The following is a 21,321-nucleotide window of genomic DNA, read 5'->3' as shown; positions in this document are numbered from 1 at the left end:
CTCAACTGTTCTCTTGGATGTACCGCTTCGGATCCTTGTCGGTGAACTCGAGCCCCCGGCCACTGGGGTGCTCGCCGTAGAAGGTCAGCCAGCGCTTACCCAGCTCCAGCCGCAGCTCCATGCCGGCGTGCCGGCGGAAGTCGGGCAGCACCTCGTCCTCCTCCTCGGCGAGGTGCTCGCTGTTCTCCCGCCGGGCGTCCCAGACCGCCTTCCACCACTCGCCGGAGCCGGCCGGGTGCCCCTTCGACGCCTCGATCGCGTCGCGGATCTTGTTGTGGTCGCGGATCGCGTCGTCGGTCTCCTCCTCGGCGTCGTCGGTGCGCTTGCGCAGCAGCTGCGGGTAGAGGATCAGCTCCTCGGCCTCGGCGTGGATGTCCAGGTGCAGGGCGAGGGACGCCCAGATGGCGGCGAGCTGCTCGTCGCCCTCGGCGTCGTCGAGGCGGGCGAAGCCGCGCCGGAAGGCGGCGTGGTCGTCGAGGATGAGCGCGGTGATGTCGTCCATGCGCACATCAATCACCCGTTTGCGCTCCACCCAAACCCAGCGCGTCCTCCACCGCCCGGCACACGGTCTCCACCACGACGACCCGCGCGGTCGGCTTGTCGTCCGCCGGTACGACGTGCCACGGCGCCGCCGGGTGGTCGGTGCGCGCCAGCATGTCCTCGACCGCCCGCTTGTACTCCGGGCGCTTGTCGCGGTTGCGCCAGTCCTCGTCGGTGAGCTTCCACGAGCGCAGCGGGTCGGCGGCCCGGCTGCGGAACCGGCGCAGCTGCTCCTTGGCGGAGATGTGCAGCCACAGCTTCACCAGGATCATGCCCTCGGCGGCCAGCGTGCGCTCGAACTCGACGATCTCGTCGTACGCCCTGGTCCACTGCTCCTGCGTGGCGAAGCCTTCGACCCGCTCGACCAGGACCCGGCCGTACCACGAACGGTCCAGCACCGTCATCCCGCCCCAGCCCGGCAGCACCGGCCAGAACCGCCACAGGAAGTGGTGCCGCTTCTCGTCGAAGGTCGGCGCGGCGAACTGGGCCACCCGCACGTGCCGCGGGTCGAGGTGGTCGACCAGGCGCTTGATCGAGCCGCCCTTGCCGGAGGCGTCCCAGCCCTCGAACAGCACGCACAACGGCGGGCCGAGCGTGCTGCCGCCGATCTGCCCGCCGAGGGTCAGCCGCAGCCGCAGCAGCCGCTCCTGGGCCGCGGTGAGCCGGTCCAGCGCCACGTCCTTGGGCAAGGTGTCGTCCAGGTCGAGGTTTGACAGCCGCTTCATGTTCATCAGCCTGCCACGTCCCGCACGTGACGAGCGCAACTGAGAACGACCTGAGCGAAGCGGCAAATTCGCTACCGGCGGATGGGAACCTGATCTCGTGGGCGTGCGAACCAGGACCGTGCTGCGGATCACAGGGCTGCTCGCCGTGCTGGCCGTCGCCGGCGTCACGCTCGAGGACAATCTGCCCGACCTGGGGCAGACCGCCCACGCGCTCGGCTCGGCGCACCCGTGGTGGCTGGTGCTCGCCGCCACCGCGGAGATGACGTCCCTGCGGCATTTCGCCCTGCAGCAGCGGCGGCTGCTGGCCGGCTTCGGCGTGCGGATGTCGGTGCCGCGGGCGGTCGCGGTCAGCTTCACCCGCTCGGCGATCTCGTTCAGCCTGCCGGCCGGCTCCGCGGTGTCGGCCGGCTACGCGTTCCGGCAGTTCCGCACCGCGGGCGCCACGCGCCGCACGGCCGGCGCGGTGGCCGTGCTCTCGAGCGTGCTGTCCGGGGTCGCGCTCGTGCTGATGTACGGCGCGGTGGTGCTCATCCCGCGCGGCGGGGCCACCGGCAACACCGACACGCTGGTGCTGGTGCTGGGGCTGCTCGCCACGGCCACGCTGACCTTCGCCCTCGACTGGCTGCTCACCCGCGGCCCGGTCGAGCCGCCCGCGGAGGACGACGCGCCGGAGCCGCCGGGTGCGGGCTGGATTGGCCGCGGCCGGGCCGCGGTGCGGCGCACTCTCTACGACCTGCGCCGGCTGCCGCCGCGCTCGTGGGTGCTGTCGCTGGTGCACGCCACCGTCAACTGGGGCCTGGACCTCGCCTGCTTAGCCGCCACCGCGGCGGCGTTCGGCATCGACGTGAGCCTGGTGCGGCTGGCCACCGTCTATCTCACGGTGCAGCTGGTGCGGCAGGTGCCGCTGAGCCCCGGCGGGATCGGGGTGGTCGAGGTGGCGCTGCTGGCGGGCCTGGTCTCGGCCGGCGCCGCGCAGGCCCCCGCGGCGGCCGCGATGCTGGTCTACCGCCTGCTGTCCTGCTGGATCATCATCCCGGTCGGGCTGCTCACCTATGCGGTACTGCGCCGCGGCACTCCGCCCGAGCCGGCCCCGGCCGAGCCGCCGGTGCTGGCCGGCCAGGGCTCCTGAGCCAGGAAGCCCCGCCGCGGACGGCGGCGGGGCTTCGTCGGTGCTCGCAGGTGTTCGGGTCAGTGCATGACGACCGGCGCCGGGGCCTCCGCGGCCACGTCGTCGTTGAGGTGCGAGACCTCCCGCTTGCGCGGCAGGAACGCGATCGGGATGAAGGTCGCCAGCACCAGGAAGAAGCCGACCCAGTACGTCGAGGCGAACGAGTCGGCCACGAACTGCAGCCCGCGGTGGATCACGTCGGGCGGGAACTGCTTGAGGATCTGCGGGCCGGAGACCGGATCGTGCGAGGCGATCGCGATCTGCGCCTCGGTGAGCGTCGCGCCGCTCTTCGGGTCGACCGCACCCGGGATCTTCGCCGAGTCGTTGAGGTGGCTGGTGAGGATCACCGACATGACCGCGCTGCCGATCGAGCCGCCGATCTGCTGCAGGATGTTCACCAACGTGGACCCGCGGGCCACCTCATGGCTGGTCAGCGTGCGCAGCGCCGAGGTCATGATCGGCATCATGGTGCCGCCCATGCCCAGGCCCATCACGAACAGCGAGCCGCACAGCATCACGTAGGACGTGTCGACGCCGACCTGGGTGAAGCTGAAGAAGCCCACCGCGATGAGCGCCATCGCGAACGGCACCGTCCGCCCGACCGGCAGCTTGTCCGAGAGCATGCCGGCGATCGGCATCGTCAGCATCGCGCCGAGGCCCTGCGGGGCCATCAGCAGACCGGCGTGCAGGGTGGTCTGGCCGCGCACCTGCAGGAAGTAGCTCGGGAAGAGCAGGCCCGCGCCCATGAACGCGATGATGAACACGAACAGCGAGAGGCTCGCGACCGTCAGGTTGCGGTTGCGGAACAGCCGCAGGTCCAGCAGCGGGTGCTTCGGCTTGAACGAGTAGAGGACGAAGCCGACGACCAGGACGGCGCCGACGAGCATCGGCACCCACACCTTGGCCTTGGTGATCGTGCCCGCCTCGGGCAGCGACGACATGCCGTAGAGGAACAACGCCAGGCCGGGGGAGAGCATCAGCATGCCGAGGAAGTCGAAGGACTCCGAGGGCTCGGTGTGGTCCTTCGGCAGCGCGATCGCGGCGTAGACCAGGGCGATCGCGCCGATCGGCAGGTTGATCAGGAAGATCCAGTGCCAGCTGGCCGCGTCGATCAGCCAGCCGCCGAGGATCGGGCCGCCGATCGGGCCGAGCAGCATCGGGATGCCCAGCACCGCCATGAGCCGGCCGATCCGGGCCGGGCCGGCAGCCCGGGTCATGATGGTCATGCCCAGCGGCATGAGCATGCCGCCGCCGAGGCCCTGCAGGACCCGGTAGCCGATGAGCTCGTTGATGGAGCCGGCGGTGGCGCACAGCCCGGAGCCGGCGGTGAAGAGCAGCAGCGCCAGCATGTAGAGCCGCTTGGTGCCGAAGCGGTCCGCCGCCCACCCGGACAGCGGGATGACGGTGGCGAGTGCCAGCGTGTAGCCGGTCATCGTCCACGCGACCTTGGCGTAGGTCGCGTCGAACTCCCGCTGGAACGTCGGTAACGCGACACTCACGACGGTGACATCGAGGATCGACATGATCGCGCCGAGGACGATCACGCCCGCGATCTTGAGCACCGCGGCGTCGAGTTTCGCCGGCGCCCGACCGCCTCCAGCGGCCACGGCGGCTTCCTGTTGGACCACGAGTTCCCCCCAGACGCGCAACTATCACGTGCAAGTGATCGGATTTGGCCTCAGCCTACGCGGCCTGTGTTGCAGGCCGCGAACGAGATTGCCGGTGACCGGGGCACTGCAATGGAGTAAGGCTACGCTAAGCTTTTCGGGTGAATGACCAGGCCCGCGAATTGGATGCGCAGCTCGACTCGCACCCCGTCCGCCGCAACACGCGGCAGCGCGACGCCGTCATGACGCTGCTGGGCGACGTCGACGGCTTCTACAGCGCCCAGGAGCTGCACGTCATGCTCCGCGAGCGGGGCGCCAACGTGGGCCTCACCACCGTGTACCGCACCCTCCAGCTGCTCGCCGAGACCAACGAGATCGACGTCATGCAGGTCCCGGGCAGCGACACCCGTTACCGCCGCTGCAGCGACAAGCACCACCACCACCTGGTCTGCCGCAGCTGCGGCCGCACGGTAGAGGTGCTAGGCCCCGCCGTGGAACGCTGGGCCGACCGAATCGGCGAGGAACACGGCTTCACCGAGGTAAGCCACACCTTGGAGATCTTCGGCACCTGCGGCCGCTGCGCCCGCTAACCCGCACCCGCGCCAGAGGCGCAACCGGGCGGTCCTGAGCCACTGCGCCGAAGGCGCAACAGGGCGCCCAAGCCACAGCGCCGAAGGCGCGAGAGGGGACCGCACCCAGGACGCAGGGGCGCGCAGCGCGAAAAGAGTGGCCGCGCAGCGGCCATGGGGGGTCTGGGGTGGGAACCCCCCAGGGTTAGCGCCGCGACGGAGTCGCGCGTGGCTAGCTTACGGCCGCACCCACTGCGCCGGAGGCGCAACAAGAAACCTCAGCCACCGCGCCGAAGGCGCAAGAGGGCACCTCAGCCACAGCGCCGGAGGCGCAAGAGGGCACCTCAGCCACAGCGCCGGAGGCGCGGTAGGGGGCCGCGCCCAGGACGCAGGGGCGCGCAGCGCGGCAAGAAGTGGTCGCGGAGCGGCCATGGGGGGGTCTGGGGTGGGAACCCCCCAGGGTTAGCGCCGCGACGGAGTCGCGCGTGGCTAGCTTACGGCCGCACCCACTGCGCCGGAGGCGCAACAAGAAACCTCAGCCACCGCGCCGAAGGCGCAAGAGGGCACCTCAGCCACAGCGCCGGAGGCGCGATGGGGGGCCTGAGCCACTGCGCCGGAGGCGCAAGAAGGGGCCCGAGCCACGGCGCCGGAGGCGCGACAGGGGCCTCAGCCACTTCGCCGGAGGCGCGACAGGGGACCGCGCCCAGGACGCAGGGCCGACCGTCGGCCTTCCGCCGCACTTCGCGCGAACCCGACCGCACTTCGCGCGAACCCGACCGCGCAGCGCGAACCGGGTACCCGCAGCGCGAACCGGGTGCCCGCAGCGCGAACCGGGTGCTCGCAGACCCGCCATGGAGGGTCTGGTTGGGGGCCCGCGCCGACCGAATGTCTCCGTGATCATGCCCCCGCCAAAGCCGCACCACGGATTTGCCATGATCCCGGAGACTTTACGTACACCGGTGTACATCCCCACTCCGTGATCATGAAAAACCGCTGGTGTCGGCGGCGGGTACAGCATGATCGCGGAGACTTCCGGCCGCTGCGGCGCGCAACGCACGACGTGGTCACGGATCCCGCAAGCAGGGAGCGCTAGAGCAGCTCGGTCAGCGACTCCACCAGCAGCCACGCGCCGAAGACGAAGAACAGGGCGGCGGCGCCATATCGGACGGCCCGCTCCGGCAAGTGCCGGCCGAGCTGGCGGCCGACCACGATGGCCAAGGCGTCGGCGGCGACCATGCCCACCGTCGAGCCGATCCAGGTGCCCAGCCAGCCGTGCTGGGTGGCGAGGGTGATCGTGGCGAGCATGGTCTTGTCGCCGAGCTCGGCGAGGAAGAACGACACCGCGACGGCGACGATCGCGGAGCGGGTGGTGCGTTCGGCCTTGGTGCGCTCATCGTCGGTGAGCGTGTCGCCGCGCAGCGTCCAGAACCCGAAGGCGACGAACGCCAGCGCGGCGACCAGCGAGATCCACCCGGTCGGCAGTGCCGCGCCGAGACCGTAGCCGACGGCGACCGAGACCAGGTGCACGACGGCGGTGGCGACCGTGATGCCGATCAGGACCGGCATCATGCGGAAGCGGGTGGCGAAGGTCAGCGCCATCAGCTGGGACTTGTCGCCCAGCTCGGCCACGAAGATGACGCCGAAGCTGATGACCAGCGCCGCGAGGAAACCGCCCACGTGTGAACCCTTCCCGGAGGACCGGGAGGTGGCTGGACGGCCTCGACCCGGCCGTCCAGCGTAAATGTGGCCGCCCGGAGGACGGCCGTGCCGACAGCTGAGCCGAAAGTCTCGTCCGCTTCCCGCGGGAAGCCGCGCGGCCGGGAACCACGAGTGGCGCCAGTATGTCGACCGGGCAGTTGAGGACTACTCCCCTTCGTGCCCCACCACTCTAGCGCTTCTTCGGGCGGGTGATGCGATCGGTCCCCACCCGGTCGCGGAGGACCTCCGGCACCAGCACCGAGCCGTCGGACTGCTGGAACTGCTCCAGGATGGCCGGGAAGATGCGGCTGGTCGCCAGGGCCGAGCCGTTGAGCGTGTGCACGAACTTGTTGGTCTTCGAGCCGGGCACCCGGTAGCGGATGCCGGCCCGGCGGGCCTGGTAGTCGCCGGCCCAGGAGACCGACGAGACCTCCTTGTACTTGCCGGTGCTGGGCATCCACACCTCGATGTCGATGGTCTTGCGCATCGAGGCGCTGGCGTCGCCGGCGGCCAGCAGCGAGCGGCGGAAGTGCAGGCCGAGCGAGTCGACCAGGCCCTCGGCGTAGTCGACCATCTCCTCGAGGGTCTGCTCGCCGTCCTCCTGGGTGGTGAACTGGAAGATCTCCACCTTGTTGAACTGGTGGCCGCGCACGGTGCCGCGCTCGTCGGAGTGCGAGCCGGCCTTCTCGCTGCGGTAGCAGGGGGTGTACGCATACGCCTTGTGGGGCAGGTCGGCCGGGTCGAAGATCTCGTTCTGGTAGGCGCCCAGGATCGCGGTCTCCGACGTGGGCAGCAGGAAGCGGCCCCGCTCGTCCTCGTCGGCGGCGATGTGGAACACCTCGTCGTAGAACTTCGGGAACTGCCCGGCGGCGTAGCCGGCCGAGTCCAGCAGCAGGTGCGGCGGGAGCATGAACTGGTAGCCGCTGGCGAAGTGCCGGTCGATGAACCAGTTGACCAGCGCCCACTCCAGGCGGGCGCCCCAGCCGGTGTAGATCCAGAAGCCGGAGCCGCCGAGCTTCACGCCGCGCTCGAAGTCGACCAGGCCGAGCTCGGTGGCCAGCTGTACATGATCGCGGACGTTGTCGATCTTCGGCGCCTCGCCGAAGACCTTGACTACCTGGTTGGCCTCCTTGCCGCCGGCCACGACGTCGTCGCTGGGCAGGTTGGGCAGCTCGCTCATGGCGGTGGTGAGCCGCTCCTGCACGCCGGCGAGCCGGTCCTCGAGCTCCTGCAGGGCCGCCTTGGCGTCGCGGGCGCCGGCCTCGACCGCCTGGCCGGCCGCCTTGGCCGCGGCGAACGCCCGGGCCTCTTCCTTGCGCCGGGCCCGCTCGGCGTCGATGTCGCCGATGAGCTCGCGCCGCTGCTTGTCCAGCTCGGCGATGCCGCTCAGCGCGCGGGACACCTCGGACGGGTCGAGCCTCTTGGACAGAGCGGCCTCCACCGAGGCCCGGTCCTTGCGAATCAACTCGATGTCGAGCATGCTGCCGCGCACCTTTGTGGTCGGGAAGAAATGGTCACTGCGATGTTACCGGGCGCTCCGCAGCCATTTTTTCCACGGCACCCATGACCAGGTCGATGCCGAAGGCGAAATACCGGTCCAGGTCGGGCTGGGTGCGGTAGCAGTCGGCCAGGGCCACCATGTGCGGGAACCGCTCCACGGGCAGGCTCTCCATCCTGATCCGGCTCCGGCGCAGCCACTCGTCGGCCTGATCCGGTTGCACCGAGACGGGCCACCCGGGCTGCGCGGAGACGAGGCCGAGCGCGGAGTACATCAGGTAGGTGGCCACCCAGTAGGCCTCCTGCAGGTTGAAGCCGGCCGCCGTCAGCAGCCCGAGCGCGGCCTCGGTGGCCCGGGTGAAGCTCTCCACGACCTTGACGTCGGTCGCGTGCATGAGCTCGGGCAGGCAGGGGTGCGCGCGCATGGCGCGGACCAGGGCCTCGAGCATGGCGCGCAGCTGGACCGGCCAGGGACCGGCGGCGCCGCCGTCGGGGCTCACCCCGGCCAGGACGTGGTCGGTGATGCCCTGCAGCAGCTCGTCCTTGTTCTTGAAGTGCCAGTAGAGCGCCATCGGGGTGACGCCGAGCTCCTGGGCGAGCCGGCGGATGGTGATCGCGTCGAGGCCCTCGGTGTCGCCGATGCGCAGGGCGCGCTCGGCCACCGCGGTGCGGGTGAGGCGATCGGGGGTGTTCTTGGCGGGCGGCACTTGACAACTGTACAACGTACGGTCTCTCCTATACAACGTACATGTACGCCGTATAGGGGAGAAGCATCGTGAGAAACCGCTGGCTGGCCCTGGTGGCCGTGGCCCTGGGCACGCTCATGACCTATCTGGACAACAACGTCGTCAACGTCGCGCTGCCGTCCATCCAGCGCGACCTGCACCTGAGCATCTCCGGCCTGGAGTGGATCGCGAGCGCGTACATCCTGGTCTTCGCCGGCCTGCTGCTGGTCGGCGGCCGGCTCGCCGACGTGCTCGGCATGCGCGGCACCTTCTTCGCCGGGCTGGCGATCTTCACCGCGGCCTCGGTCGCCGCCGGCCTGGCCGGCAGCCAGGAGGTGCTCATCGGCGCCCGGGCGCTGCAGGGCGTCGGCGCGGCGCTGCTCACCCCGACCGCCCTCGCGCTGATCACCGAGCTGTTCCCGGACCCCCGGGAGCGCGGCGCCGCGATCGGCGTCTGGGGCGCGGTCGGCGCGCTCGCCCTGGCCATCGGCCCGTTCACCGGCGGGTACCTCAGCCAGCACGCCTCCTGGGGCTGGATCTTCCTGATCAACGCCCCGATCGGGGTGGCCACCGCGGTCATCGGCGGGCTCTCGCTGCCGCCCGGCCGGCGCAGCCACAACCGCACCCTCGACCTGCCGGGCCTCGCGACCAGCTCGGTCGCGCTGTTCGCGCTGACCTACGCGCTCATCGAGGGCGAACAGCGCGGCTGGACCTCGGGGGTCATCCTCGGCGCCTTCGCCCTCGCGGCGGCGAGCGCGATCGCCTTCGTGTTCGTCGAGGCCCGCACCGAGCACCCGATGGTCGACCTGAACTTCTTCCGGTCCCGGGTGTTCAGCGGCGGCCTGGCCACCATCGGCCTGTGGGCGTTCGGCGTCTTCGGCATCTACTTCTTCACCGCGATCTTCCTGCAGAACGTGCTCGGCTTCTCCCCGACCGAGGCCGGCTCCGCGTTCATCCCGATGGCGCTGATCATGGCCGTGATGGCGACGCTCGCGCCCCGGCTGGAGGCCCGCTTCGGTGCCGGACCCGCGGTCGCGGCCGGCATGGCGCTCATGGCCATCGGCGTCGCCGGGCTCGCCACGGTCGGCGAGGGTGCCGGGTACACCGACCTGCTGCCCTGGTTCGCCGTCTTCGGCGTCGGCGGCGGCCTGCTCGTCCCGCTCAACAACGTGGTCCTCGGCGCCCTGCCGCCCGCCCGGGCCGGCATGGCCTCCGGTCTGCTCAACGTCTCCCGCGAGGTGTTCGGCCTGCTGGGCATCACCATCCTGGGCGCGATCCTGGCCAACCGGCAGCACGCGGCGACCGGCGCCGAGCTGCACCGCTTCCTGTCCGGCTACCAGTTCTCGCTGGTCATCGCGGCCGTCCTGGTCGCGGCCGGCGTGCCGATCGCCCTGGCGACGCTGCGGCGGATCAGGACCCCGCAGCCGTCGGTGGAGGAGACGCCGGTGCCGCAGCCGCAGCCCGTCTGAGCACCGCCGCCGGGGGAGCGTCCAGGGCGCAGGAGCGCCAGGGCCGCTCCCTGGGCGGCGGGGCCTTCGGGTTGCGGATCGTCACCGCGGCCAGCAGCCCGGCCAGCACGCACAGGGCGGCACAGATGAGTACCGCCCGATGAAAACCGGACGACAGCAGCGCGGGCGACGCATAGGCGGCGCTACTGATCCCGGCGGCGGCCGGCAGCACGGCCACCGCGATCAGCCCGGCGGCCCGGGCCACGTCGTTGTTGACCGCCGAGGCCATCCCGGCGTGGGTCGACGGCGCCGAGGACAGCGCCGTCGAGGTCAGCGGGGCCACCGTGATCGACAGGCCCAGGCCGAGGACCAGCACCGCCGGCAGCACCTCGGTGAGGTAGCCGCCGCCGGCGGTGATCCGGGCGTACAGCGCCATCCCGCAGCCGGCCACGACCGGCCCGGCGCTCATCTGCAGCCGCGGGCCGATCCGGGCGGCCAGCGCCCCCGAGCGGGCCGACAGCAGCAGCATCACGATCGTCACCGGCAGCAGCGAGACGCCGGCCTCCAGCGGCGAGTACCCGGCCACCCGCTGCAGCTGGATCGGCAGCAGGAACAGCGCCCCGCCGAGCGCGCCGTAGATGATGAAGGTGACCACGTTCGTGGCGGTGAACTGCGCCGAGCCGAACAGCTCCAGCGGCAGCATCGGGTGGGGCAGCCGCGTCTGCCGCCATAGGAACAGCGCCATCAGCAGCGCCCCGCCCGCGAGCGCGCCGAGGACCGGGGCGCTGCCCCAGCCCAGCGCCTGGCCCTCGATCAGCCCGAACGTCACGCCGATCAGCCCGGCGGTGACGAGCGCGCCGGAGAGCAGGTCGACCCGGCCGGACGCCTCCTCGTCCCGGGATTCGGGGACGTGGCGCCAGGTGAGGTACACCACCGCCACCGCGATCGGCACGTTGATCGCGAAGATCAGCCGCCAGGACGACGCGCCGAGCCCGACCAGCCAGCCGCCGACGAACGGCCCGATCGCGGTCGCCACCCCGCCCAGCCCCGACCACGCGCCGATCGCCTTGCTGCGGTCGTCGGCGCGGAACGACGCCTGCAGGATCGCCAGGCTCCCCGGCGTCAGCAGCGCCGCCCCGACGCCCTGCAGCGCCCGGGCCGCGACGAGCACCTCGGCGGTGGGCGCGATCCCGCACAGCACCGACGCGATCGCGAACCACACGACGCCGATCGCGAAGACCCGCCGCCGCCCGTAGCGGTCGCCCAGCGCCCCGGCGAGCAGCAGCAGCCCGGCCAGGCTCAGCGTGTAGGCGGTGACGACCCACTGCAACGTCTGCAGGCCGGCCCCGAACGTCCGCCCGATCGCGGGCAGCGCGATGCCGACGACGGTCGCGTCGATGGCCGCGATGCCCGACCCGAGAATGGTGGCGGTGAGTACCCACCGCCCGGCCGCACTGGCATAGGCGAGCCCGCTGCTGCTCATGTCCCCAACCTAATAGCCTGGCCGCCGTGCGCCTCATTCTGCTCAACGGCCCGCCCGGCTGCGGCAAGTCGACGCTGGCCCGCCGCTACGCCGACGCGCGCCCGATGACCCTGGATCTCGACGTGGACCGCGTCCGCGACCTGATCGGCGCCTGGCCCACGGATCCGGCCAACGGCGGGATCCTCGCCCGCCGCATCGCCCTGGCGGCCGCGGAGGTGCACCTGGCGTCCGGTCATGAGGTGGTGGTACCCCAATTCCTCGGCCGCCTGCCGTTCGTCCTCGGCCTGGAGGCGCTGGCCCGCTCCGCCGGCGTGCCGTTCGTCGAGGTCGCGCTGGTGGAGACCCGGGCGGGCGCGCTGCGCCGGTTCGTGCCGCGCCCCGGCCCCGCGGTGACCCAGGCCGAGGTGGGCGAGATGTACGACCGCCTGCAGACCGTCATCGCCGCCCGCCCCGCCACCCGCCTGGTCCCCAGCATCGAGGGCGACCCGGACGCCACCTACGCGTCCCTGCTGGCCGCCATCGGTTAGGCCGTGCGCTCCGGCACGACGTCCTCCGCGCGGGTCAGTCTCGCCCGTCGGTCGCCCGGCTCGGCCGCGTCACCGCCGACCAGGCGCCGCACCCGGCAGCGCGCCGTGGTCGGTGAGCCGGTTGAATAGGCCCAGGGTTTTTGACAATGATTGTCATCGCCAGCGAGACTGTCGGCATGCTCGGGAGGGTGGCGGCGGTTGTGATGGGGCTGTTGGTACTGGCCGGATGTGCCCGGCCCGCGCAGCCCGCCGACGGGCGGGTGCGGGTGGTGGCCGCGTTCTATCCGCTGCAGTTCATCAGCGAGCAGGTGGGCGGGGACCGGGTCGTCGTGGACAACCTGACCAAGGCCGGGGCCGAGCCGCACGACCTGGAGCTGCAGCCGCGGCAGCTGGCCGGGATCGAGGACGCCGACCTGGTCGTCTACCTGCGCGGGTTCCAGCCGGCCGTCGACGAGGCGATCGACCTGGGGGACCGGGGCAAGACGTTCGACGTGGGCAAGGTCCAGGCGCTCACCGAGGGGGACCCGCACGTGTGGCTCGACCCCGTGCGGCTCGCGACGATCGTGGAGCGGCTGGCCGGGCGGCTGACGGAGAACGTGGACGCCGCGGCCGCCGGCGGGGTCCGGGCGCGGGCCGCGGAGCTGGTGGCGCGGCTGCACGAGCTCGACGAGGAGTACTCGGCTGGGCTCGCCCGCTGCGCCCGGCACGACGTGGTCACCAGCCATGAGGCGTTCGGGTATCTGACCGCGCGGTACCACCTCGTGCAGGTGCCGGTGACCGGGATCAGCCCGGACGAGGAGCCCGGGCCGCGGCAGGTGCGCGACGTGGCCCGGCTCGCCCGTGCGCACGGGGTCACCACGATCTTCTTCGAGTCGCTGGTCAGCCCCAAGCTGTCGGAGACCGTGGCGCGGGAGATCGGGGCGAAGGCCGCCGTCCTCGACCCGATCGAGGGGGTCGAGGACGGTGAGACGTACTTCACCGTCATGCGGGCGAACCTCGCGGCCCTCCGGGACGCGCTGGGCTGTGGTTAACCTTGGGCCGGTGCGCCGCGCCCCCGCCCGAGCCGTTGCCGCCGTCGTCGTCTCCGCCGTGCTGTTCGCCGGCGGGTGCTCCACTTCCCAGCCCGTGGCGGCGCGCCCGCTGCCGGTCTCCGTGGCGAGCGCGGACGCGGCGGGTCAGGGCAACCGCGACGGCACCTCCACACCGGTCGCCGACCCGATCTATCCGGCCTACGGCAACCCGGCGCTCGACGTGCTGCACTACGGCCTGGTGCTGGACTGGGCGCCGCAGCCCCGGCGGCTCACCGGCACGGCGACTATCCGGTTACGGGTGGTGACTGCCGTTTCGACGGTACGGCTGGACTTCTCTCCGGCGTACACCATCGGCAACATCAGCGTCGACGGCACCGCCGCGACCGGGCGCGTGAGCGACGGCGACCTGGTCGTCGACCGGGCGCTGCCGGCCGGAGCGGTCGCGACGCTGGTCGTGACCTACAACGGCACGCCGGCGACGGTGCCGATGCCGTCGCACCGCGGCGACGTCGAGCCGCTCGGGCTGACCGTCACCGCCGACGGCGAGCTGTGGACGATGCAGGAGCCCTATGGCGCCTCGACCTGGTACCCGGCCAACGACCAGCCGTCGGACAAGGCGCTGTACGACATCGCGGTGACGGTGCCGGACGGCTGGGCGGCGATCGCCGGCGGGACGCCGCAGGGGCAGGACGGCGACACGTTCCGGTACACCTCGGCGGCGCCGATGGCGAGCTACCTGACCACGCTCGCGGTGGGGAAGTACACCAAAACCGAGGTGCAGGGCCCGGGCAACCTGCCGGTGACGCTGTGGACCCGCACCGGAGACGACGCCGCCCGGCTCGCCGCGCTGCGCCGCACACCGGACTACCTGCGCTGGCTGGAGGACCGGTTCGGCCCGTTCCCGTTCCCGAGCATCGGCGTGGTACTGGTGCCGTCGCAGTCGGCGATGGAAACCCAGCAGATGATCACCGTCGGCGCCGACGTGGTGAAGGACGCGGCGGTCGCCTCGAGCGTGCTCGTGCACGAGTTCGCCCACCAGTGGTTCGGCGACGAGGTCGGCCCGGCGACCTGGCAGGACGTCTGGCTCAACGAGGGCTGGGCCAGTTACACCGAGGAGTTGTACCGCCAGGACGGCGTCTCGGGCGGCATGGACCGCTGGGAGCGCCAGGCCCGCGCCGCCGACGCCGACCTGCGCCACCGCTTGGGCCCGCCGGGTCATCCGCGGGCGGACAGCTTCGCGGAGAACAACGTCTACCTCTGCCCGGCCCTGATGCTGCACCAGATCCACAAGGCGCTGGGCGACCAGCGGTTCTTCGCGCTGGCCCGGGCATGGGCCACCCAGAACGCCGGCACGGCCCGCGACCGGGCGGCCTTTACCGCCTTCGTGAACCGCCAGACCGGCCGCGACTTCACCGACCTGATCAACGCCTGGCTCGACTCCCCAACCACCCCGTCCTGACCCGCCCCGTTTCGCCGCGCCCGCCCTGATCCGCCTCGACTCGGCCGGACTCGCCCGATTCGCCAACACGCGGCCCGGCTCGGCCCGGAGCGCCCGATTCGCCCTGGCGTGGCCCGGCCCGGCTCGGCCCCGCTTGACCCGAGCGGGCCTGGCTTGAGGCCGCGTGGCCGCGTGGCCGCGTGGCCGCGACCAGCCCGGCCGCGGTGGCGCGGCCTGGTCCAGCCTCGCGAGGCGTCCCAGGCCGACCGATGCCAGCGGCGAAGAGGCATCACCGAGGGCTGGGCGGTGGCTACTCGTGCAGGCCGCCGGCGACCACGTGGATGAACGAGGCCTGCACGTCGTCGGCGCTGACCGCGTTGTCGACGTACGCCCCCATCGGCTGGAGCGCGGTCTTCAAGCGGTCGGCGGCGTCCTTGCGGCCCAGCACGACGACGCTGATGGTGATCGGCCGCTCCGTGTCCTTCAGCCCGCTCAGCTTCTGCACCATCTCGGCCGTGGCCTGGGCGTTGGCGCTGTCCTTGTTCTGGTCGTCGGTGAGGATGAAGATCTGGTTGAACATGTCGTCGTGCCAGTCGTCGCGGACCGACTGGTAGCCGGCGACGATCGTGTCGAACAGGCCGGCGCCCGCCTTGTGGACGCTCAGCGCGGTCACCGCCCGGCCGTAGGCGGTGCGGGACACGTCGTCGAGGCGGTTGGACGGCAGCAGCTTGCGGTAGCCGCCGGGCTGGCCGGGGCTCACCTCCCACAGGCCCAGGACGGAGCCGACCGGCATGAGGTCGCCCACGACCCGGCAGCCGGTGCGGACCACGTCGATCGGCTGCTGGCGGCCGCCGGGCGGGGCGCTGGAGGAGGTGCCGGGGCTCGACGCCACCCCCGAGATGTCGACGATGATGAGCAGGTTGCTGCGCCGGTCCTCCGGGTCCCAGGTGGCGAAGATGTGCTGGATGTGGTGCGCGGCGAGCACGTCGAACGGCTGGGCGGTGGGCTCGGGCAGCGCGGCGGCGCCGTCGAAGGGCGGGCGGGCCTGGCCGGGGGCGCGCAGGCCGCCCGCGGCGAGGGCCTGGCGAGCCTCCGTGCCGGCGAACGCGTCGAAGAGCCGCCGCAGGGCCGCGGCCCGCTGCGGGTCCCGGGCCGCGGCGGCGGAGGGCAGCCAGGTGTACCGCATGAGCGCGGTGTGGTCGGCGCCGGCCAGGTAGGTGCGGCCGGGGCCGGCGAGGCGGATGGTCGGCAGCAGCGCGTACTCGGGGACCAGGCCGACCTCGCCGGCCTCGTTGGGGGTGGCGGCCAGGTCGTGGTTGACCGTGCGGGTCACCGCCATCGAGGTGTTGAGCGCCAGGGAGGAGGCGTCCATGCCCTTGTCCAGCCAGACCGCCTCACCGACGGCGCCGGCGGCGACCAGGCCGTCGCCGGACAGCGACGGGTCGCGCACGACCAGGCGGACCCCGGAGCCCTTGGCGTCGAGGAGGTTGGCCAGGGCGAGCCAGCCGCCGCCGGCCGACTTGATCTTCTCGGCGGTGGGCTGGTCGGTGACCATGTAGATGGGGCTGGTGGCCAGGGTCTGCCCGGCCCCGAGCGCGCCGCCCTTGTCGGTGGGCACCAGGAAGCCGGGCGGGGCGAGCGCGGCCCAGGCGTCGTCGTCGGGGATCCACACGTCGGCGGAGACCTGGCCGAGCTGGCCGACGGCGGGGCGCCCGTCGGCGCTGGTGACGTCGAGCAGGACGCAGTCGCGGCCGGAGCGCAGGGTGCGGCCGGCGGCGGAGACGACGTTGCTGAACGACGACGCGGTGATCACGCGCAGCGTGGTCCGGCAGTCGGTGCCGTCCCCGGCGTTGCCGGCCTGGTCGCGCAGCACGAACCAGCCGGCGCCAGCGAGCAGGCCGGCGGCGAGCAGGAGCACCAGAGCGCGCAGCGCCACGCCGGGCGCGGGGAGTCCCGACTGGGGCTTGGTCATGGTCCGGTAACCGTCCGCGGTCGAAGTCGTGGGGTGTGGGTGTGCGAACGAACGCGGGCCAGTATGACATCGAGTGAGGCGGATCGTGTCGCCCGATCAGGTGGAATTGTCCATAGTGGACAAAGTGAACGGCATCTGAACAGGTGCTTACCGTGATGGGGTTGCGCGCGAAGGGCAGAATCGGGGCGTGAAGCGGACCGGTCCACTGATCGTCCTGGTGCTCGTGCTGGCCGTCATCGGCGCCGTCGTGGGTAACCTGCTCGGCCGCTCCGCCCGTGGCTCCGGCGACCTGACGCCGGTCAGCGCCATCGTCGGCTCCGAGAAGAAGCCCTTCTTCGACGACCCCGAGGTCAAGCGGGCCCTGGCGAGTCACGGCTTCGCGGTGCGGGCCGACCCGGCCGGCTCCCGGCAGATGCCGAGCCGCGCGGCCGGCTACGACTTCGCGTTCCCTAGCGGCAAGGCCGCCGCCGAGGAGGTCCGCGCGCACGGCAACCCGGCCGGCGACGACGTGGTCGTGTTCACCTCGCCGCTGGCCGTCGCCACCTTCCAGCCGATCGTCGACCTGCTCCAGAATGCCCAGCTGGCCAGGCTCGACCCCGCCACCAAGGTCTGGCGGCTGGACCTCAAGGCCCTCGCGGACGCGAACCGGCGCAACGTGAAGTGGACCGACATCCCGGGTAACCTCATCCATCCGGTCGGGCAGAACGTGCTCGTCGCCACGACCCGGCCCGCGGACTCCAACTCGGCGGCGATGTTCGCCTGGCTCACCGACCAGGCCACCGGCGACGACCTCGGCGCGGTCGCCAAGCTCTTCACCGACCAGGGCGCGGTCGACACGACGAGCGAGGAGCCGTTCGAGAGCTACCTGCGCCGCGGCATGGACTCGGCGCCGCTGGTGCTGATCTACGAGGCCCAGTTCGTCGATCATGCGGTCAACGAGGGGTTCACCGCCCGGCAGACGCTGATGTACCCGTCGCCGACGCTGGTGAGCGAGCACACGATCGTGCCGCTCACCGCCGCGGGCGTGCAGGTCGCCCGGCTGCTGGCCACCGACCCCGGCCTGCAGCGGCTGGCCGCCAAGCACGGCTTCCGCACCGCGGACACGGCGCTGAGCGCGCCGGTGCTGGCCAAGGCCCGATCCGGCGACGCGCCGCTGCCCGGCACGATCGGCGCCGCGGTGCCCAGCCCCGGCTTCACGGACCTGAAGACCCTGCTGGACCGGCTCGAGGAGAAGATGTCATGAGGCGGCGGAATGCTGCCCTGCTCGTCGTCGCGGCGCTGCTGCTCGGCGCCTGCACGCCCGGCACGGGCGGCGACCCGGCCAAGTCCATCGCGAGCGAGGGGCCCTTCCTGAAGGGCTCCGGCACGCTGCGCGTGCTCGCCAGCAGCGAGCTGGCCGACCTGCAGCCGGTCCTCGACGGGGCGAGGCAGGCCACCGGGGTCGAGGTGAAGCTGCAGGCCACCGGCACCCTCGACGGCGTGGAGAACGTCGTGTCCGGCAACGCGGCCACGCAGTACGACGCGATCTGGTTCGCCAGCAACCGCTACCTGCAGCTGCACCCGGGCTCCGGCGACAAGATCGGTACCGCCACCAAGGTCGCCACCTCGCCGGTGGTGCTGGGGCTGCGCCAGTCGGTCGCGCAGCAGCTCGGCTGGACCGACCACCGGCCCACCTGGAGCGAGATCGCGGTGGCCGCCGGCGAGCACAAGTTCACCTACGGCATGACCAACCCGGCCAGCTCCAACTCCGGCTTCTCCGCGCTGGTCGGGGTCGCCGCCGCGCTGGCCGGCACCGGCGCGGCGCTCACCGCCGAGCAGATCGCCCCGCTCACCCCGCGGCTGCGGGCGTTCTTCGCCGGGCAGAGCCTCACCGCCGGCTCGTCGGGCTGGCTCGCCGACGCGTTCGTCAAGAACGCCGCCGACCATGGCAAGGCCGTCGACGGGCTGGTCAACTACGAGTCGGTGATCCTGTCGCTCAACGCCTCGGGCAAGCTGCCGGAGCCGCTGACCGTGGTGTACCCCTCCGACGGGGTCGTCACCGCCGACTATCCGCTCACCCTGCTGGCCGGCGTTTCGGAGCAGACCAAGACCAATTACGCGGCGGTCGCCGACTACCTGCGCCGGCCCAGCGTGCAGCAGCAGATCATGGCCAGGACCTGGCGCCGGCCGGCGGTGCCCGGCGTGTCCCTCGCCGCCGGCTTCGGGCCCAAGGACGGGCCGCTGCCGGAGCTGCCGTTTCCCGGCAAGCTCGACGCGGCCAACGCGCTCATCGGCGCGTTCGGCGATGCCCTGCGCAAGCCGGCCCGCACCATCTACGTGCTGGACCTGTCCGGCTCGATGAAGGGGGAGCGCATCCAGGGGCTCAAGACCGCCCTGGTCGGGCTCACCGGCGCCGACACCAGCCTGTCCGGGCAGTTCAGCCGGTTCAACGGCCGGGAACAGGTGATCATGGTGCCGTTCAGCACCAAGCCGGGGGAGGTGCGCCGCTTCGACGTGCCGGAGGGTGACATCCAGCCGGCCCTGGACCAGATCCGCTCCTACGCCGGCGGGCTCAGCGCCAACGGCGACACCGCGATCTACGACGCGCTGTTCGTCGCCTACGACCAGGCCGCGGCGCTGATGAAGGACGACCCGGACCGGTTCACCTCGATCGTGCTGCTCACCGACGGCGAGCTCACCAAGGGCGCGAACGTCGACGCCTTCCAGGCCCGGCTGCCCCAGCTGCCGAAGGTGCCGGTGTTCACCATCCTCTTCGGCGAGGGCAACGTGGGCGAGATGCAAAAGGTCGCCGACCTCACCGGGGGCAAGTCCTTCGACGCGCGGACCGGGTCGCTGCCGGCCGCGTTCAAGGAGATCCGGGGGTACCAGTAATAGCGGCCGGTAAGGCGCTGTTCAAGCCCCGGAGGTGGTGAACCGCCGGGGCTTGGGGTACCACATGAACATGACCGAACTCTCGCTCGACGACTACCTGGTCGAGGACGACGATGACGACGACCCGGTGCTGCTGCGCAAGGACGGGCAGCCCGTCGACACGTGGCGGGAGGACTATCCGTATCCGGAGCGCATGACGCGCGGGGAGTACGACCACATCAAGCGGCTGCTGCAGATCGAGCTGCTCAAGCTGCAGAACACGATCAAGGACCGGGGCGAGCGGCTGGTGGTGCTCTTCGAGGGCCGCGACGCGGCCGGCAAGGGCGGCACGATCAAGCGCTTCATGGAGCACCTCAACCCCCGCGGCGCCCGGGTGGTGGCCCTGGAGAAGCCCAGTGAGCGCGAGTCCACGCAGTGGTACTTCCAGCGCTACGTCCACCACCTGCCCTCGGCCGGCGAGATCGTGCTCTTCGACCGGTCCTGGTACAACCGGGCCGGCGTCGAGCGGGTGATGGGCTTCGCCACCCGCGCCGAGTATCTCGAGTTCATGCGCCAGGCCCCCGAGCTCGAGCGGATGCTGGTCCGCTCCGGCATCCGGCTGGTCAAGTTCTGGTTCTCGGTGTCGCGCAACGAGCAGCGCACCCGGTTCCTGATCCGCCAGGTCGACCCGGTCCGGCAGTGGAAGCTCTCCCCGATGGACCTCGCCTCGCTCGACAAATGGGACGACTACACCGAGGCGAAGGAGGCGATGTTCTTCTACACCGACACCGCCGACGCGCCGTGGACCGTGGTGAAGAGCAACGACAAGAAGCGCGCCCGGCTCGAGGCGATGCGGCACGTGTTGAGCCGGTTCGACTACGAGGGCAAGGATGTCGATCTCGTGGGTACCCCGGACCCGCTGATCGTCGGCCCGGCCGCCCTCGCCGACGACGCGGCCGACGACGCACCCCGGCTCTGATCGACCACCGTCATAAACCGATACAACGGCTGAGTAGTTTCACGGTTACGGTTGAGTAATGTCCGGGCCCGGTTGGGCCGCGAGGCGATCGCGGGGCCCGGGCCGGCATCGTAGGGTGGAGCGGTGCCGGACCGGAGCGCGGAGCAGGAGGCCTGGCCGGGCGTGTTCTCCTCGCACGCGACCCTGACCTACTCCGCCGACGACGAGTGCCGGACCCTGTTGACCGGGTTCGTGCGCCGGGCCGTCGCCGCCGGCCACCGGGTAGTGATCTTCCTCGACACCGCATCCGCCGAGCTCGCGCGGGCCCTGGCCGCCGCCGCGTCCGGGGCCGCCCCCGGCCAGTTCTCCGTGCTGCGCTTCGACACCGGTCATACCGGTGCCCGGCTGCCGGCGGGTGGCGTAACGGCGGCGTCCGGCGGGTCGTCGTCGGGCGGGTCGTCGTCGGCCGGGTCGTCGTCGGGTGGCGGCTCGACGTTCGGCGGCCCGCTGTTCGGCGTGGCCGACATGCTCTCCACCCTCGCCGGGCTCGCCGAGGGCACGTTCGCCGCCGGGTATCAGGCGATCTCCGTGGCCGGCGACATGGTCTGGACCCAGCGGGCCGGCTACACGCCCGCCGACCTGGTCGGCTACGAGCACCGGGTAAACCGGTTCTTCGGCGACCCGCGGGTCACCGGCCTGTGCCTCTACGACCGGCGCCAGTTCGGCACCGAACTGCTCGGCCGGCTCAGCGCCGGGCACCCCGGGCCGCTGCTGCGCTTCACGCTCGGCGGCTGGGGCGCCCACCTGCGGCTCATCGGCGAGCTCGACGCCTCCAACGCGGGCTCCCTGCCCTCGATCCTCGACCTGGTCGGCACCGCCGACTCGGTGGTCATGCTCGACGCCAGCGAGCTGACCTTCGTCGACGCCGCCGGGGCCGGCATCATCGTGCGGTTCGCCGCGTCCCGCCCCAACCGGCACACCGTCGTGCGCTGCCGGCGCGCTGTCCGCCAGGCCCTGCAGCTGGTCGGCGCGGAGTCGGTGCCGAGCCTCGTGCTTCGCGACCAGGTCGTGGGGGTATGACGGCG

At 71.9% G+C, this 21,321-nt stretch carries 18 protein-coding genes; 10 read left to right on the top strand and 8 right to left on the bottom strand.

Annotation, left to right across the window (positions count from 1 at the left end; translation table 11 throughout):
• Nucleotide 1: 1 nt before the first annotated feature.
• Nucleotides 2-502: a hemerythrin domain-containing protein gene (locus ACQPXD_RS33520; RefSeq protein WP_432825338.1), complete on the bottom strand. Its 501-nt coding sequence runs from the start codon at nucleotides 500-502 to the stop codon at nucleotides 2-4.
• A gap of 7 nt (nucleotides 503-509) precedes the next feature.
• On the bottom strand, nucleotides 510-1,265 hold the full coding sequence (locus ACQPXD_RS33515) for a polyphosphate kinase 2 family protein (protein WP_432825337.1): 756 nt from the start codon (nucleotides 1,263-1,265) through the stop codon (nucleotides 510-512).
• Between the two features lie 103 nt (nucleotides 1,266-1,368).
• Between ACQPXD_RS33515 and ACQPXD_RS33510 the strand changes: the two genes are divergently transcribed.
• Complete coding sequence (locus tag ACQPXD_RS33510; protein WP_432825336.1) at nucleotides 1,369-2,394, top strand: lysylphosphatidylglycerol synthase transmembrane domain-containing protein; 1,026 nt, start codon at nucleotides 1,369-1,371, stop codon at nucleotides 2,392-2,394.
• A gap of 59 nt (nucleotides 2,395-2,453) precedes the next feature.
• Here the strand turns inward: ACQPXD_RS33510 and ACQPXD_RS33505 are convergent, their stop codons facing one another.
• The gene (locus tag ACQPXD_RS33505) at nucleotides 2,454-4,040 is read right to left on the bottom strand and encodes a DHA2 family efflux MFS transporter permease subunit (RefSeq protein ID WP_432825335.1); all 1,587 of its coding nucleotides are present in this window, start codon (nucleotides 4,038-4,040) and stop codon (nucleotides 2,454-2,456) included.
• Between the two features lie 242 nt (nucleotides 4,041-4,282).
• Here ACQPXD_RS33505 and ACQPXD_RS33500 point away from each other — a divergent pair, with 242 nt between their 5' ends.
• The gene (locus ACQPXD_RS33500) at nucleotides 4,283-4,630 is read left to right on the top strand and encodes a Fur family transcriptional regulator (RefSeq protein WP_432844056.1); all 348 of its coding nucleotides are present in this window, start codon (nucleotides 4,283-4,285) and stop codon (nucleotides 4,628-4,630) included.
• 1,068 nt (nucleotides 4,631-5,698) lie between these two features.
• Here the strand turns inward: ACQPXD_RS33500 and ACQPXD_RS33495 are convergent.
• The 3 genes from ACQPXD_RS33495 to ACQPXD_RS33485 all read right to left on the bottom strand — a co-directional run bounded on the left by ACQPXD_RS33495 (nucleotide 5,699) and on the right by ACQPXD_RS33485 (nucleotide 8,511).
• Complete coding sequence (locus tag ACQPXD_RS33495) at nucleotides 5,699-6,286, bottom strand: TMEM165/GDT1 family protein (RefSeq protein WP_432825334.1); 588 nt, start codon at nucleotides 6,284-6,286, stop codon at nucleotides 5,699-5,701.
• A gap of 211 nt (nucleotides 6,287-6,497) precedes the next feature.
• Nucleotides 6,498-7,787 (bottom strand): serine--tRNA ligase, encoded by a 1,290-nt coding sequence (gene serS, locus ACQPXD_RS33490; RefSeq protein ID WP_432825333.1) that lies wholly within the window; start codon nucleotides 7,785-7,787, stop codon nucleotides 6,498-6,500.
• A 34-nt stretch (nucleotides 7,788-7,821) separates the two neighbouring features.
• On the bottom strand, nucleotides 7,822-8,511 hold the full coding sequence (locus ACQPXD_RS33485; RefSeq protein ID WP_432825332.1) for a TetR/AcrR family transcriptional regulator: 690 nt from the start codon (nucleotides 8,509-8,511) through the stop codon (nucleotides 7,822-7,824).
• Nucleotides 8,512-8,579: 68 nt separating this feature from the next.
• On the opposite strand from ACQPXD_RS33485, the gene ACQPXD_RS33480 reads away from it, so the two are divergent.
• Nucleotides 8,580-9,998: an MFS transporter gene (locus ACQPXD_RS33480; protein ID WP_432825331.1), complete on the top strand. Its 1,419-nt coding sequence runs from the start codon at nucleotides 8,580-8,582 to the stop codon at nucleotides 9,996-9,998.
• Here the strand turns inward: ACQPXD_RS33480 and ACQPXD_RS33475 are convergent.
• Nucleotides 9,940-11,460 carry an MFS transporter gene (locus ACQPXD_RS33475; protein WP_432825330.1) on the bottom strand — a complete coding sequence of 507 codons (1,521 nt, stop codon included), beginning with the start codon at nucleotides 11,458-11,460 and terminating at the stop codon, nucleotides 9,940-9,942. The genes ACQPXD_RS33480 and ACQPXD_RS33475 overlap by 59 nt on opposite strands.
• Before the next feature lie 26 nt (nucleotides 11,461-11,486).
• Here ACQPXD_RS33475 and ACQPXD_RS33470 point away from each other — a divergent pair, with 26 nt between their 5' ends.
• The 3 genes from ACQPXD_RS33470 to ACQPXD_RS33460 all read left to right on the top strand — a co-directional run bounded on the left by ACQPXD_RS33470 (nucleotide 11,487) and on the right by ACQPXD_RS33460 (nucleotide 14,477).
• Entirely contained in the window at nucleotides 11,487-11,987 is a 501-nt protein-coding gene (locus ACQPXD_RS33470) for an AAA family ATPase (protein WP_432825329.1), read from the top strand.
• 176 nt (nucleotides 11,988-12,163) lie between these two features.
• A complete protein-coding gene (locus tag ACQPXD_RS33465; protein WP_432825328.1) occupies nucleotides 12,164-13,018 on the top strand; it encodes a metal ABC transporter substrate-binding protein in 855 nt (284 codons plus the stop codon).
• Between the two features lie 10 nt (nucleotides 13,019-13,028).
• Nucleotides 13,029-14,477, top strand: a complete 1,449-nt coding sequence (locus ACQPXD_RS33460; protein WP_432825327.1) for a M1 family metallopeptidase — start codon at nucleotides 13,029-13,031, stop codon at nucleotides 14,475-14,477.
• A gap of 289 nt (nucleotides 14,478-14,766) precedes the next feature.
• On the opposite strand, the gene ACQPXD_RS33455 is transcribed toward ACQPXD_RS33460, so the two are convergent.
• Nucleotides 14,767-16,428, bottom strand: a complete 1,662-nt coding sequence (locus ACQPXD_RS33455; protein WP_432825326.1) for a substrate-binding domain-containing protein — start codon at nucleotides 16,426-16,428, stop codon at nucleotides 14,767-14,769.
• 187 nt (nucleotides 16,429-16,615) lie between these two features.
• Here ACQPXD_RS33455 and ACQPXD_RS33450 point away from each other — a divergent pair, with 187 nt between their 5' ends.
• The 4 genes from ACQPXD_RS33450 to ACQPXD_RS33435 all read left to right on the top strand — a co-directional run bounded on the left by ACQPXD_RS33450 (nucleotide 16,616) and on the right by ACQPXD_RS33435 (nucleotide 21,316).
• Nucleotides 16,616-17,671, top strand: coding sequence for a hypothetical protein (locus tag ACQPXD_RS33450; RefSeq protein ID WP_432825325.1), 1,056 nt, complete (start codon nucleotides 16,616-16,618; stop codon nucleotides 17,669-17,671).
• Nucleotides 17,668-19,299, top strand: a complete 1,632-nt coding sequence (locus ACQPXD_RS33445; RefSeq protein ID WP_432825324.1) for a VWA domain-containing protein — start codon at nucleotides 17,668-17,670, stop codon at nucleotides 19,297-19,299. The genes ACQPXD_RS33450 and ACQPXD_RS33445 overlap by 4 nt, the downstream gene beginning before the upstream one ends.
• 70 nt (nucleotides 19,300-19,369) lie before the next feature.
• Entirely contained in the window at nucleotides 19,370-20,257 is an 888-nt protein-coding gene (ppk2, locus tag ACQPXD_RS33440; RefSeq protein ID WP_432825323.1) for a polyphosphate kinase 2, read from the top strand.
• A 123-nt stretch (nucleotides 20,258-20,380) separates the two neighbouring features.
• Nucleotides 20,381-21,316, top strand: a complete 936-nt coding sequence (locus tag ACQPXD_RS33435) for an MEDS domain-containing protein (protein WP_432825322.1) — start codon at nucleotides 20,381-20,383, stop codon at nucleotides 21,314-21,316.
• The last annotated feature ends 5 nt before the right edge of the window (nucleotides 21,317-21,321 follow it).

Origin of the sequence: Dactylosporangium sp. CA-092794 (assembly GCF_050948465.1) — a bacterium.
GTDB lineage: Bacteria > Actinomycetota > Actinomycetes > Mycobacteriales > Micromonosporaceae > Dactylosporangium.
The sequence above is the reverse complement of the archived record's forward strand: the minus strand, read 5'-3'. Positions and strand labels throughout refer to the sequence as shown.

Coding starts and splice junctions, on each gene's coding strand:
- ACQPXD_RS33520 (WP_432825338.1), bottom strand. CDS start 502: ATGGACGACATCACCGCGCTCATCCTCGACGACCACGCCGCCTTCCGG.
- ACQPXD_RS33515 (WP_432825337.1), bottom strand. CDS start 1,265: ATGAAGCGGCTGTCAAACCTCGACCTGGACGACACCTTGCCCAAGGAC.
- ACQPXD_RS33500 (WP_432844056.1), top strand. CDS start 4,283: ATGACGCTGCTGGGCGACGTCGACGGCTTCTACAGCGCCCAGGAGCTG.
- serS (WP_432825333.1), bottom strand. CDS start 7,787: ATGCTCGACATCGAGTTGATTCGCAAGGACCGGGCCTCGGTGGAGGCC.
- ACQPXD_RS33475 (WP_432825330.1), bottom strand. CDS start 11,460: ATGAGCAGCAGCGGGCTCGCCTATGCCAGTGCGGCCGGGCGGTGGGTA.
- ACQPXD_RS33465 (WP_432825328.1), top strand. CDS start 12,164: ATGCTCGGGAGGGTGGCGGCGGTTGTGATGGGGCTGTTGGTACTGGCC.
- ACQPXD_RS33455 (WP_432825326.1), bottom strand. CDS start 16,428: ATGACCAAGCCCCAGTCGGGACTCCCCGCGCCCGGCGTGGCGCTGCGC.
- ACQPXD_RS33445 (WP_432825324.1), top strand. CDS start 17,668: ATGAGGCGGCGGAATGCTGCCCTGCTCGTCGTCGCGGCGCTGCTGCTC.
- ppk2 (WP_432825323.1), top strand. CDS start 19,370: ATGACCGAACTCTCGCTCGACGACTACCTGGTCGAGGACGACGATGAC.